General features: G+C 72.5%; 9 protein-coding genes, 1 other RNA gene and 1 pseudogene. All 11 read right to left on the reverse strand.

The genetic code is table 11. From position 1 onward, the window contains the following. Positions 1-1,586 (reverse strand): annotated as a pseudogene (locus ACWED2_RS02590) (hypothetical protein); the annotation flags it as partial. Between the two features lie 97 nt (positions 1,587-1,683). Beyond that, positions 1,684-2,685: a C40 family peptidase gene (locus ACWED2_RS02595; RefSeq protein WP_449688681.1), complete on the reverse strand. Its 1,002-nt coding sequence runs from the start codon at positions 2,683-2,685 to the stop codon at positions 1,684-1,686. 2 nt (positions 2,686-2,687) lie between these two features. Next, on the reverse strand, positions 2,688-3,290 hold the full coding sequence (locus ACWED2_RS02600; protein WP_449688682.1) for a hypothetical protein: 603 nt from the start codon (positions 3,288-3,290) through the stop codon (positions 2,688-2,690). Positions 3,291-3,293: 3 nt separating this feature from the next. Continuing rightward, the gene (locus tag ACWED2_RS02605) at positions 3,294-5,357 is read right to left on the reverse strand and encodes a magnesium transporter (protein ID WP_449688683.1); all 2,064 of its coding nucleotides are present in this window, start codon (positions 5,355-5,357) and stop codon (positions 3,294-3,296) included. A gap of 94 nt (positions 5,358-5,451) precedes the next feature. Then, entirely contained in the window at positions 5,452-8,403 is a 2,952-nt protein-coding gene (locus ACWED2_RS02610; protein ID WP_449688684.1) for an ATP-binding protein, read from the reverse strand. A 3-nt stretch (positions 8,404-8,406) separates the two neighbouring features. Next, on the reverse strand, positions 8,407-8,970 hold the full coding sequence (locus tag ACWED2_RS02615; RefSeq protein ID WP_449688685.1) for a hypothetical protein: 564 nt from the start codon (positions 8,968-8,970) through the stop codon (positions 8,407-8,409). 10 nt (positions 8,971-8,980) lie between these two features. Continuing rightward, on the reverse strand, positions 8,981-9,247 hold the full coding sequence (locus ACWED2_RS02620; RefSeq protein ID WP_449665586.1) for a hypothetical protein: 267 nt from the start codon (positions 9,245-9,247) through the stop codon (positions 8,981-8,983). 455 nt (positions 9,248-9,702) lie between these two features. After that, positions 9,703-10,557: an SCO6745 family protein gene (locus ACWED2_RS02625; RefSeq protein ID WP_449688686.1), complete on the reverse strand. Its 855-nt coding sequence runs from the start codon at positions 10,555-10,557 to the stop codon at positions 9,703-9,705. 242 nt (positions 10,558-10,799) lie between these two features. Beyond that, positions 10,800-11,195, reverse strand: an RNA gene (gene rnpB / locus ACWED2_RS02630) — RNase P RNA component class A. A gap of 19 nt (positions 11,196-11,214) precedes the next feature. After that, entirely contained in the window at positions 11,215-12,450 is a 1,236-nt protein-coding gene (locus ACWED2_RS02635; RefSeq protein ID WP_449688687.1) for an NAD(P)/FAD-dependent oxidoreductase, read from the reverse strand. Beyond that, positions 12,447-13,259: a ferredoxin gene (locus ACWED2_RS02640; protein WP_449688688.1), complete on the reverse strand. Its 813-nt coding sequence runs from the start codon at positions 13,257-13,259 to the stop codon at positions 12,447-12,449. Before ACWED2_RS02640 ends, ACWED2_RS02635 begins: the two co-directional genes overlap by 4 nt. Between the last annotated feature and the right edge of the window lie 3 nt (positions 13,260-13,262).

Below are 13,262 nucleotides of genomic sequence, written 5' to 3' on the forward strand. Positions count from 1 at the left end.
GGCTCGGTCACCGCCGCCTCGGCCGCTGCAGGTTCCGTCGGCGCAGATTCGGCTGCCGCACGTTCCACCACCGCGGACTCGACCACCGCAGGCTCAGCCGCCGCAGGCTCGGTCACCGCCGCCTCGGCCGCTGCAGGTTCCGTCGGCGCAGATTCGGCTGCCGCACGTTCCACCACCGCGGACTCGACCACCGCAGGCTCGGCCGCCACAGGTTCCGCCGCCGCAGGCTCGACCACCGCGGGTTCCGCCGCCGCAGATTCGACCACCGCGGGCTCGACCACCGCACGTTCCGCCGCCGCAGGCTCAGCCGCCGCAGGCTCCGCCACCGCGGGTTCGATCGCCTCCGGGCGAGCGGCCTCCCCCGGTGCCGGTCCGGCGGTAGCCGATTCGGCCTCCTCCGGGTGGCCCGCCTCCCGCGCCGCCGGTTCCGCGACTTCCAGAGGCTCGGCCGATGCCGGTGCAGCGACCTCCGGGCGTTCCGCAGGTTCGCGCGAAGCAGACACCGCAGCCTCACCAGGCTCCGCTGCAGCATCCAGCCGATCGATTACCCGCGGCACCGCTGCAGCAGCCGGCTCCTCCGGCTCAAGCTCGCTCACCCGCTGCTGAGGCTGGACCGGCACAGGCTCAAACTCGCTCGCCCGCTGCTCGGGCTGGACCGGCGCAGGCTCAAACTCGCTCGCCCGCTGCTCAGGCTGGACCGGCGCAGGCTCAAACTCGCTCGCCCGCTGCTCAGGCTGGACCGGCGCAGGCACAGGCGATGCCGAAGCCACCTCAGGCGCGACCCGAGCCGACGGACGGGCCACCGGCTCGGGAACCCCACCACGCACCTCCGGCGGCAACGGCGGTGCCGCATGCCGAGGCGAAGGCGCCTTCACCGGCCCCGGCAGGTCCGACTCCGCCGTCACCGCCCACTGGGGCTCCGATGCCGGCTCGGCCCGCTCCGGCGCCGAACGTGTCCATGCTCCCGGGACGTGCTGCTCCGGCGTCCCCGGCACCGACTGCGCCGGGGGCGGGTGCGGCACCGTCCGCCACACCGGGGCCGGGCCGATGTTCATCGGGGCCGGGGCGGCCGCCGCCGGGCCGGTGGGTGAGGCCGCCGGGGGTGCCGGGCGGGCGATCGGCTTCGGGATCGGGTCCAGGCACGACACCAGTACCGACGTGTTCTCCGGGTCCTCGACCTTCCGGCCGCTCCGCTCGCGGTAGACCATCTCGCCGTCCGCGTCCATCTCCACCAGGTAGCCCGCCTCCGCGAGCTGCTCCTCGTCGAGGTCCGCCAGCTTCTCGTAGCGCGAAGGGACCACCCGGTAGATCGGCCACGCCAACCCCGCGTTCTGCGCGTGGAACTGGGCCAGCAACGCCGCCATCTGGTGCTGCCAGGGCAGCGACATGCCCTCGGCCAGCGAACGCGGCAGCACCACGTACCCCGCGTCCACCCCCGGGTACCCCTGGCCGAGCTGGTCGGCGAGCGGGGTGCTGGACACGGGACGGGCGCTCTGCCGGGGCGGCTGAGGCGCGCCGAACAGCGCCGCCGGGTCCCGGGGCTCGCCCGCCCCGGGCTTGCCCCGCCTGCCGAATTTGCGTCCCACGTGCTCATCCTCTGCCAGTGCGCGGCCGCCTGCTCGGGGAAGCGCCGCGACGTCGGGTGTGTCGGTACCGATCCTGTCCAGGCCCTCGCGCCCCATGCTAAACGCCGGGGCGGACCGCCTGCGGCACCAGTTCGCGCTCGTCGAACGAGAAGGCCCGGGTGTGCACCGGGACGCCGGTCTGCTGCGCCTCGACGACCTTGTTGTCGCCCAGGTACATCATCACGTGGTGAATGGACGAGGGATCCGAGCGGTCGGTGGCGAGGAACAGCAGGTCACCGGGCTGTGCGTCCCGCACCGGCAGGTACGCGCCGGCGTGGTACTGATCGCGTGAGACGCGCGGCAGGATGATCCCCGCCGACTCGTACGCCCGCAGCATCAACCCCGAACAGTCGTACGAATCCGGTCCCGTGGCGCCCCACACATAAGGCTTCCCCTGCTCGCCCAGCGCGAAACTGATCGCCTTCGCGGCTGCCTGGCTGGGCGGCAGCAGCGCCCCCATGCCGGTACCGCAGGCGACGACGTCGACGACCTGGCCGACCGTCTCCACCAGCGTCGCCGCCATCGGCTCCCACTTGTGGTAGCGGTCCGGGAAGCCCGAGCGCTCCACCGCCTGGGCCGCGTCGCCCGGACGCTTGTTCTCCCAGTCCGGCACCGCGAGGAGGACGTCGTAGAACTTGTTGACCGCGTACGTCGGGTTCGTCACCTCGGCGACCGAGCCCCAGCCCATCGACGGCCGCATCTGGAAGATGCCCTGGGAGTCGCGGTCGCCGTAGGTCAGGTTGTGCAGCCCGGACTCGGTCATCCCGGCCTGGATCGCGACCTGCCACGCGCGCGGCGCCAGCGTCCGCTGCTTGCCGATGGAGATGATCAGCGCGACGATGCCGCGCTGCTCGTCGTCCAGCTTCGACGCGTCGACCTTGCCGCGGTCGCCCTGGCCCGGCTGCGTCGGCCCCACCGAAGCGTCGCAGCTCATCAGGTTCACGCCCCGGGCCTGCGCCTGCTGGTTGTCGATCACGACCTTCGCGGCGACCGCGGTCACGACCAGGGCACCGACCGCGAGGAACACGACCAGCCCCAGCCACAACCCCAGGCGCCGCACGGTCAGCTCGCCTGGTCGTAGTCGGCGACCCGCCAGCCGGCGTTGGTGCTCACCACGGTGATGGCCAGCTTCGGCCCGTCGGTCGGGATGGTCAGCTGCACCGAGCTCGGGTACGCCGTGCCGACGACCGGCTCACCGGTGACCTTCGTCGCCGGGATGTTCGCCGGGTCGACCGTCGCCATCTGCGGCAGGTACTCCTCGGTGGTGAACGGCTTCAGCTGCGCGAGCCACTGCTCGGAGGTGATCCCGGCCGGGTGCCGCACCCAGGCCGCGGCCCACTCCTTGGCGACGCGGATCGCGTCGGCGTTCGGCGTGGTCGGCGTCGGGGTGGCCAGCGGCGTCGACAGCCGCGTCGGCAGGTTCGACGTCGGGACCGGCGCCGCGATGCCCGGGGCGGTCGACGTCGCCGAGGTGGTCGTCCCCGTGCCGCCCGGCGACGCCTTGGCCTGCGGCTTGCCGATCACCTTGGGCAGCACGATGCCGAGCGCGGTGATGAGGATGGCCAGGAACACGAGCGCGCCGACGAGGTGGCGGGGCGAGCGCAGCGGCCAGCCCCACAGGCGCCGGTAGACCGCGGCGCGGCCGCGGTTGGTGCGGATCGGCATCGGTCACCGCCCCAGCACTTGGTCGGTGTCCCGCGGCTCCTCGCGGACCTCGATGCCCCGCGACGGCCGGTAGAGCACGAACACCGGCTTGCCCGCGACGACTTCGGGGTCCACGCGGCGCGGCTGGGCACGCACACCGGGGGTGCGCGGCGCGTAGTCGCTGAAGGTGGATTCGGGCGGACGCAGGTCGGACGGCACGACGACGGGCTCGGGCTCGTCGCTCCAGCGCCGGTCGGCGACCGGCGAGGTGTCGACGCGCCGGCTCTCCTCCCGCGTCGTCGGACGGCCGCCGGCTCCGACCACGACGTACTCGCCGCCGTCGCCGTTGGCCGGGTTGTACTGGCCGAACACCGGGGCGCCGGGACGGCCGCCCGCGGGCAGCGCGCCCGCGGAGCCTCCGCCGCCCACGGCTCCCGGCCACGCGCCGGACCAGGCCGCGGCCGGGCGGGAGGAGCCGTTGTCGAGGCGCTGGGCGCTGGCGAAGATCGTGGCTTCCGGCCGGAACCGGCCGCCACCGGCGGTGGCGCCGAGCGGGCCGCGCTGCTCGCCGTCGACGACGTCGTCGGTGTCACGCACGTTCTGCCAGAACTCGTCCTGCGGCGTCGGGCCGTTCTTGTTGCGCCGGAAGCGGGAGAAGATCCCGCCGCCGGGCGACGGCACGGCGGCGCCGACCATGCTGACCGACATCTCGACCATCTGCCACAGCCGGCGCACCGGCCGCCCGACCATGAACAGCAGCACGGTGATGAGCCCGGCGAGCACCATCTGCGTGAGCATGTTCAGCGAGTTGCCGGCGTCGAAGATGGCCTGCAGCAGCAGGGCATGCACCCCGGCGAGGACGGAGAGCACGACGAGGTTGAAGGCGACCCCGCCGGCGACCTTGAGCACGCGGCGCAGGATCTCCGGGTGCAGTAGGGCGACGAGCCCGATGAGCGGCGCGGTGAGGGCGAAGAGGCGGATGAGGACCTGCGCGAGCAGGACGCTCGCCTTGGCCAGGAGCTGGAAGAGCGAGTAGACGAGGGCCTGGCCGAGGGAGAGGAACCCGGCGCCGGTGCGGCCGCCCGCTTCGCCGGTGAAGTAGCCGGTGGCCGGGCCGAGCTTGGTGGAGATGTCCTTGTAGGCGTTCTTCTTGCCGTCGATGACCGACTGGTTGCCGTCGTCGCCGTTGACCAGCTGGTTGCGGGTGAATGCCTGCGCATCGAGCAGCGGCTTGCCGAACTGTTCGGCCTGCGGCGCCGTCGGCGTGCCGAACTCCCCGCGCAGCCAGTTGTTGTAGACGATCTGCGTGTGGAGCTGGGTGGGCAGGATGTCGCGGACGATCCGGTCGCCGCTCTCGTCGACGAACCCCGCCTGGATGTTGGTGGTGGTCTGGACGATCGCCTTGTCGATCGGGTCGAAGTACCGCAGCATCGCCAGTGACGACGCCGCCAGCCACACCCCCGCCAACGCGTAGAGCGCCCGTTTGCTGACCGCGGCGAGGTCGCCGCGCCAGATGTTGCGGAACATCATGATCGACAGGATCAGCGCGACCAGGCCGAACAGCTGGGCGTAGATGTTGTTGTAGACCTTCTCGGCGCCGGACTTCACCGCGTTGTAGATCGGGTTCAGCAGGCCGCCCTCGAGCACCGTGTAGTGCAGCGAGTTGGTCGCGCCGACGATGTTCTTGCCCAGGTTGAACAGCTGGTTGCCACCCCAGGTGTCCAAAGTGGACCCCGCGGGGGTCAGGTTCACCGCCGAGCAGTTGGTCTCGAAGGTGTTCCAGACCATGCCCGCGTAGCCGTAGTCGATATAGGCGCTGTTCGGCTCGCCGTGCCCTTCCGGCGGGTCGATCGCGCCGACCATCCCGGCACCCGGGCGTTCCGGGTTCGGCGCCTCACCGCACGCCGCCGCGCTGGCCGCGGGCGCCGTGGCGATGGCCTGCAGGCCGAGGACCAGCATGACGGCGAACATGGTCGCCTTGCGGCTCGGCACGCGCCGGGCCGGCGGACCTTCCTTGATGCGGCGTTTGACGGCGTGCCACCCGGCGGCCAGCGTCAGCACGACCGCCAACGTCAGCAGGGTGTTCATGCCGCACCCCCCGTGCCCGCAACGGGATGCGGCTCGGGCCGGTGGCCGGGGCCCGCGCCCCGATCCGCGCGCACGCCTCGCTCCCGGGCCGCGTTCATGCGGCGTCCCGGCCGGTGCCGCCCTTTCCGCCTGTCCGGGCGTGCTGCTGCCCGTTCGACGGCTGGACGCCGCCCTCGACCTCGCCCGTCTCGGATGCCAGTGGGTCCGGCGCGCCCAGGAGGTTTTCGTCGGCCAGGCCGACCTCCAGTTCCGCCGCCAGCTCGAAGTCCTGCTCCAGCTCGATGTCGTCCTCCGGGGGCACGGGAACGTACGGCTTCTTCTCCTCCGACGGCAGCGCCAGCTCGTTGCCCGGGCGCCGCGACGCCGACGACGCGTCCTTCGATCCCGGTGTCGTGTCCATGACCGACCGCAGGTGGTCCAGGTGCGGGCCGGAGAAGTCGACGCGGATGCGCTCCACACCCCCGGCGCCGTCGCCGAAGATGAACTGGCGGGGCTCGACGTCACGCTCGAGGCCGCGCTGGGCGCCCGGACGACGGCCGAGGGCCGCCACGACCTGCTCGTAGCCGACTCCGACCGGCACCTTCAGCAGCCGCAGGGCGTCCGCCTGGGCGTCGTCGTCGTCGAGGCGGCCGACGAACACCGAGTCCAGGAGGGCCACGAAACCCTGGATCTTCAGGAAGTCTGCCGGGATCTGGGACGACAGCAGCACGCGGACGTTCCACTTGCGCGAGTCACGCGCGAAGCGGTTCATCAGGACGCGGCCCGTGGGCACTTCGGAGAGGAAGAACGCCTCGTCGATCCAGACGCCCTTGCGCATCTCCTTCGGCTTCTCGTACACCGACCGCTGGGTCAGCCACGCCGCCAGGTTCAGCATCTCGACACCGAGGGACTCCGCGTCCGTCCAGTACTCGCGGGGGACGCCGTCCTTCGGCAGGGTCAGCCCGGCCATCGTCAGAACGGTGAGCCGGTCGTCGCGGGTCTCCGAGTACGGGTCCGCGTCCGTCTCCGGGATCAGCAGCGCCATCCGCTCGCGCATCTCGTCGAGGAAGTCCGCGACGACGCCCGCGTGCTCGTGGTGTTCCGAAGAATCCCGCCGGAGCGCATCGATTACCTGGCCCGGGTCCGCGTCGAAGCGGCCGCCGACGGCCCGGACCGCGCGCAGCAGCACGATCCGCGTCTGCGCCATCCGGGACACCTCGTACGGCAGCACACCGGTCAGCACGTCCAGCACGAGACGCCGTCGCGTCGCACCCGCAAGGGCTTTCTCGCGGCGCCAGGAGCGCTCGGGGTCGTCCTCGTCCATGAAGTGCTCGATCAGCGGCTCGGCGACCACCCGGTACGGGTTCAGGATCCCCGGCTGGGCGTTGAGCAGGTTGATCGGCCGCGCGTACGGCCGCAGCTCCGGCAGGTCGCACAGGCGCGACAACGGCCCCGAAGGGTCGAGGATCGTCCAGTTCGCGCCCGCGCGCAGCGTCTTGTAGACGATGCCGCCGCCGAGGAACGACTTACCACCACCCAGGCCCGCCACCATCGCGGTCAGGCCGGAGCCGTCGCGGATCTCCTGGGCCATCCACGGGTCCCAGGCCACCGGGCGCCGGGTCGCCGTGCACGTCTCGCCCAGCAGGATGCCGCGGCGGTCGCCCACCTCGGCCGTCGCCGTCGGGACCGCCGAGGACGCCCAGACCACCGAGCCGCGGCGCATGTACGCCGCCGAGGCGAGGGGCTCGCCCGGGATGAACTCGCGGGCCATCGCGTACTGGGCTTCGGGGTGCTCGATGGCGATCTTCGGCTTGTACAGGTCGAGCAGCTGCTGGGCCAGGCGCAGCGCGTCGCGTTCGGTCGGGCCGGACACCGCCAGCCGCCACCAGGACCGGACGCGGGTGGCCAGCGCGGTGAAGCCCGACGTCATCTCGTCGTCGATCTCCAGCACGCGCCCGGCCTGCCGGGACAGCGACTGCGGCGGCTCCAGCTCGTGCTCGTCGGTGTAGTGCTTGACCTGCGAGCGGACCTTGTTCATCTGCCGCTGCAGCTCGCCGGCCACCTCTTCGGGGCGCCGGACGTAGATGCGCGCGGACACCTCGACCGCGGCGGGCAGGCGGTCGGCGTGCTGGATCCACGGGTCGTCGACCTCGGGGATCTGCAGGCCGTGCATCTGCCCGACGGTGAGGATCGCCAGGTGCCGCGAGACGCCGGCGTTGGAGCCGGTGCGGCCGCGGACGGTGACCGTCGGCGCGTACGGCTCGGCGTAGTAGTCGGCGGCGTCGGTGAAGCTGGCCAGGTCCTCCGGCTCCCAGGCCGCGCCCGGCACGGCGGGCATGTTCCGCGGCGCGGGCAGGCCCAGCGAGCAGGACCGGTGCATCAGCCAGGACATCTCCTCGGCGTGCACCGGACGGCCTTCCAGCCCGGCGCTGCCGATGACCTGGTCGAGGTGCTCGACCTCGGAGTCCAGCGCGGTCAGCTCGGCGTCGACGGCCTCGGGCAGGATCTTGCGCAGCACCGGCGCGGCCCGCTCGACCGCGCGGTCGACCATGCGCCGGGTCTGCACCTGGACGCCCAGGTAGACCTCTTTTTCGGCCATCGAGCGGCCCATCAGCTGCTGCTGCTCGCCGATCAGGTAGTCGTCGAACGACAGCGCGCCCGGGACGTCGCCGGGGCGGTTGTGGGCGTTGTAGACGTGCGCCTCGGCCCACATCCGGATCGGGTACGGCCGGTTCGTCACGCGCAGGTGCAGCCAGCGGCCCTGCAGCTCGGCGTACTGGCCCGCGATGGCGGCGATCAGGTCGCGCCGCTGCGAGTCCGAGCGGAACGACCAGCGCTGCGGCGCCAGCCGGTACCAGGCGTAGACCTCGACGCCGGTGCGGACCAGGTGCCCGTCGATGCTTCGCACCGCGATCGACGGGGTATACGCGGGAATCGCCTGCTCACCGGGCAGGCGCGCCTTGTTCCCCGAGCCGTTCCGCGACGCGCGGACCTGCTCGGGCGGTTGCCATGCGCCCGAGTGGGTGTCCCGACCCCGTTTTCCTCGGCTACCGCCGCGACCGAACAACGACTACCTCCCGGCCCGAGCCGGGTTGCCCCGGCTCCGGCGCGCTCGTGGTGCTCCCTGGTGAACCGACCCAGTGCCGTTAGACGCAGTGCCGTTGATTGACGCAGTGCCGCGAAACACCCCCGCCGAAGCGTGGGGCACAGGTGGAACGGCACCCGGCGGGCCGCCGTGGTGCTGGTACCGCCGCCTGCGCTTGTGCTTCGGCAGCGGGCGCTCGGCCCGCACCCGGACGCGGCTGGCGCTGACCGCGCCCCCCGTGCCGGTGGTCCGTACCCGAGGGGTCTGCAGCTCGCGCCCGGCCATCGCGACCACGGCGCCGAGCGGGCGCTCGTGGCTGATCTTGGCCGTGAGCAGCCGGGTGATCACGATGGTGGCGACGAACGCCCACGCCGTCGAGAAGAACCCGAAGCTCCACCCCGCCCAGCGCTCGACGCCGAGCACGAGGAAGAACGTCGGGATGCCGATGAGCCAGGCGACGTACCGGGCTCTCCAGGGAAAAGTCGCTTTCGGCGGGCCGAGCCACACGGCGTCGACCCGGTACACCTCGTCGTCGGTCCTGATGCGCACGCGGGCCGCCTCAGCCGGTGAACAGGCCGGCGATCCACTGGCCCACGTTCACGCCCGCGCCGCTGACCGCGAGTCCGATGATGGCGAGCGCGATGACCACGCCGGCGAGCCGGCGCATGACACCGGCGTTGTCGCCCTTGCCGCCGCCCAGCCACAGGAGCAGGAGTGCGACGGCCAGCAGCACCAGGGGGATGACGTTGTCGAGCAGCCACGTGCGCACGTTTCCCGTGCCCAGTTCGCCGGCGGCCAGCGTGTCGAGGGTGGTCAAGGTCATCATCGTGATACTCCCGGTGCGCGGTGGGGGCCGCGCGGTTCTGGCTCAGGCGGTGCTTCGAACAACATCATGGGGGCTACGAGGGGTAGTGGTCAAAGTGCACAGCGTGGAGACCGGCTGGCTCGTCAACCGGCGTGGCGCGGATGGCACCCGAAATCTCCACGCCCACCATCATCGCGGCAAGGGCCCTCGGGTTGAACCCCGGCCACCCATACTTCTCAGTGTGCTGACGAACTCACCCCATTGCCCGGGATTTGCTCACTGTGGGTACTGACGCTCTGGCCGTTGTGCGGCCTGGAACAGTGTTGCATGACACGAACGGCCGCGTCCCGCGAGTCCGCTCTGTGACGACGGTCCGCCGGTCGGTGGCCATGTCGATCTTGACCGCGAGTGCTGTCCGTCACGGGGCGCCGGGCACTTCACAACTTTTTCACTACATAGCGTGATCTTGACCGGGTTCAGGGCCGCCCGAGGGCGAAGACGCCGTCCGGGAAGGCGCCGGCCTCGACGACGCGCCGGCTGAGGCCGCGGCACAGTTCCTCGAGCCGGGCGGTCCGCTCGGGGCCCAGGTGGTCCCACGGCCCGCGCGCGGCGGCTTCGGTCGCCACCTCGACGCGGTCGCGCAGCGCGGCGCCCGCGTCGGTCAGCGCGCCGTCGGCGCCGAGGACCCCGCGGTCGGTCAACCGGCTCTCGGCGGCGGCCCACTGCTCGTCGCTCCAGCCGCGGGTGAGCTTCGCGGCGGCGACGTTGAACCCGCGTCCGGTGGCGCTGTGGGTGACCAGGGCCTCGAGCCCGCCGAGCCCCTCGAGGACGAGGGCGGCGATGTGCCCGTCGCCGCGGTGCTCGCGCAGCAGCGTGATCGCGTGCCAGAGGACGAGGTGCGGCTCGCCCGGCCAGGCGAGCCCCGCGTGCGCGGCGTAGAGGGGACGTCCTTCGCCGGTGCAGCCGGCGGTGGCTTCGCGCGCGAGTTCGGCGGCCTCGGCGACCTCGTCGCTCTTCACGTGGTCGCCCAGGAGGCGGGTCAGGGCCTTGTCGGCGCCTTCGAGGCGCGCGTCGAGGACCTGCTCAGGAGTCGCCAGCGTCCAGGCCCGCGGGATCGTGCGCGCGACGACCTCGGGGTTGAAGTTGTAGAAGGTGGCCGCGACGACCTCGGCCCCGACGGCGCCCATGGCCGCCGACCGGCTCGCGAAGTAGGGCATCCGGCCCGGCCGGAGCCCGATCCCGGTGAGCGCGGCGTCGACTTCGGGCACGAAGTACACGAAGGCGTGCAAGGAATCGAAAGCCGACTTGAACCGCTGCTCGTCACCCGCCATACCCGCACCCTACTACCGAGTAACCATGCAAGGAACGAACCTCGCCCGGCCCGGAGGAGGCCGCACGCGTGCGCCGAGGGGCATCACCCGTGATCCGGCGGGCTTCATGCGTGACTGGGCGGGCTTCAGGCGTGATCCGGCGGGCATCACGCCGATGCCCTTCCAAGCACGCGAGATGCCCGCTCGATCACACGTGATGCCCCGCTGATCACGGGTGATGCCCCTGGGGACACGGGGTGGGGCGGACGAGCGGGCATGTAAGCCGGATCCTGTTCCCCGGTCGCCTTGCGGCTCGCGGGGCGGCGGCCATCCATCTCGGCCTGCCGTCGCCGGCAGGCTCCAGCGGCCTACCCGCAGGCTCGGACGGGCCGTCCTCGAACGCCTGCGCAGGAGCCCGTGGGCTCCCTCTTGGCCTTGCTCCGGGTGGGGTTTACCTAGCCGTCCCGGTCGCCCGGGACGCTGGTGGTCTCTTACACCACCGTTTCACCCTTACCCTCGCCCGAAGGCGAGAGCGGTCTGTTTTCTGTGGCACTTTCCCGCGGGTCACCCCGGGTTGCCGTTAGCAACCACCCTGCCCTGCGGAGTCCGGACTTTCCTCGGGCCGGGTCACCCCGGCCCGCGACCGCCCTGCCAGCTCGTCCGCAGCTGGATCGTAGCTCAGTGGCCCGCCACCGCCTCGGTGTGGTGGCGTGGCCGGACCTCGGGCGGCGGCTCGGCGGGCGCCGGGTGCTGACGGGCCAGTTCGGCCGTCCAGTGGAGGACGGCGGCGGGGCTGTCGAGGCCGATCAGGCCGACGAGCCGGCCGTTGCGGACGAAGCCGGTGATCGGCCGGGTGCCGGGGACCGGCGATTCGAGCAGCACGGTGTCGGTCGCCAGCGACGGCCGCCCGGCGACCTGGATCCGGACGCCGTGCTGTTCGGACCAGTAGCGGGGCACCGGCGTGTAGGCCGGGGAGCCCTGGGGGCCGGCGAGCAGGTTCTGGGCCGCGGCGCGGCTCATCTCGACGGCGTTGAGCCAGTGCTCCTCGCGCTGGGGTGTGGGGTCGAAGCGGAGGTTGGGCCAGCGGGCGACGTCGCCGGCCGCGACGATCGTCGACGAGCCGACGACGTGGCAGGTGGGTCCGCAGACGACGCCGTCGTCGAGCGGCAGCTTGGCGCCGCGCAGCCAGGACACCGCCGGGACGCTGCCCACGGCGACGACGACGCAGGCGACCTCGAGCGCGCGGCCGTCGGCGAACTCCAGGCCGACGTGCGTGGGTGCGGGCCGCCAGCGGCGGATCGTGGTGCCGAGTTCGAGGCGGACGCCGCGGGCGGTGTGCAGGGCCGTGAGCCAGTCGCCGATGTCGGGCCCGAGGACGTCGGCCAGCAGCGATCTCGCGCGTCCGAAGAGGACGACCTCGCGGTTCATCTCGCGCAGGCTGGAGGCGACTTCGCAGCCGATGAAGCCGTCACCGATGACGGCGACCGGGCCGGGGTTCGAGGCGAGGGCGCGCTGGAGGGCGATGGTGTCGGCGAGGGTGCGGACGACGACCACGCGCGGGTGGCCGTGCGGCGCGCCGGGCATCCGGCGCGGTTCCACGCCGGTGGCGATGATCAGGCCGTCGTAGGGCAGCTCCTCGTCGCGGAGGTGGACGACCTGCCGCTGCGGCGAGAGCGCGGTGACCGGCGTGTCGAACCGCCATTCGGCGTCGACTTCGAGGGGGTCGGCGAGCAGCGTGTCGGCGCGGCTGACCGCGCCGGTGAGCAGCTGCTTGGACAGCGCCGGGCGGTGGTAGGCGATGTCGGGTTCGGCGCCGAGGACGACGACTTCGCCGTCGAACCCGAGTTCGCGCAGCCGTTCGGCCGCGCGAAGGCCGGCGAGACCGGCTCCGGCGATGACGATGCGTTCGCTCATCGGGTGGCTCCCAACAGGTGGATGGCTCTCATGGGGCAGGCGCGCGCGGCGGCCTGGACGTGCGGGACCAGCTGGGCGCCCGGGCGCTTCTCGTAGGCGAGCTGCCCGTCCAGGCCGAGCTGGAAGACCTGGGGCGCCTCCGACTGGCACACCCCGTAGGCGTGGCAGCGCTGGCTGTCGACGTCGACGCGCACGGTGGCCGGTTCCGGGTCGTCCCCGGCGGGCGGCGGCGCGACCAGCCCCAGGCGGGCCAGCACCGAGGCCGGCAGCACGCGCAGCACCGACAGCAGCACCGGCGGGACGAGCAGGGTGATGCCGGCGAGCCAGACGACGGCGAGGTGCCCGCTCGAGATGGCGCCGAGCCAGGCGTGCCCGGCGAGCAGGCCGATGGCGAGGTACCCCACCTGGTGGAAGCGCAGCCAGCGGCCTTCGCGGGCGCCGCGGCGCAGCCCCGCCGTCACGGACACGGCGATGACGAGCTCGAGGCCGGCGATGCCCAGCGCGTGCCGCGGGGTGCCGTCGTAGAAGGGGACGAGCAGATCGGCGACGCCGAACGGGTCGTCCTCCAGGAAGAGGAAGGTCAGCCCGTGCAGGGTGCCGGTGGCGAGGGTGAACGCGGCGAGCACGACGTGCCCGGTGCGGATCGCGTCCTGGCCGCTGAACCGGCGGACCCAGCCGGTGGCGGCGAGGACGCCCCAGCACAGCGTCAGGCACATGCAGAGGTAGGTGAGGCGGCCGGACAGCGTGGCGGCCTCGGCGATCCCGGTGTCGTGCGGCGACACCGGGATCAGCGCGGCTGATGGGGACATGGG

Source organism: Amycolatopsis sp. NPDC005003 (assembly GCF_053600695.1).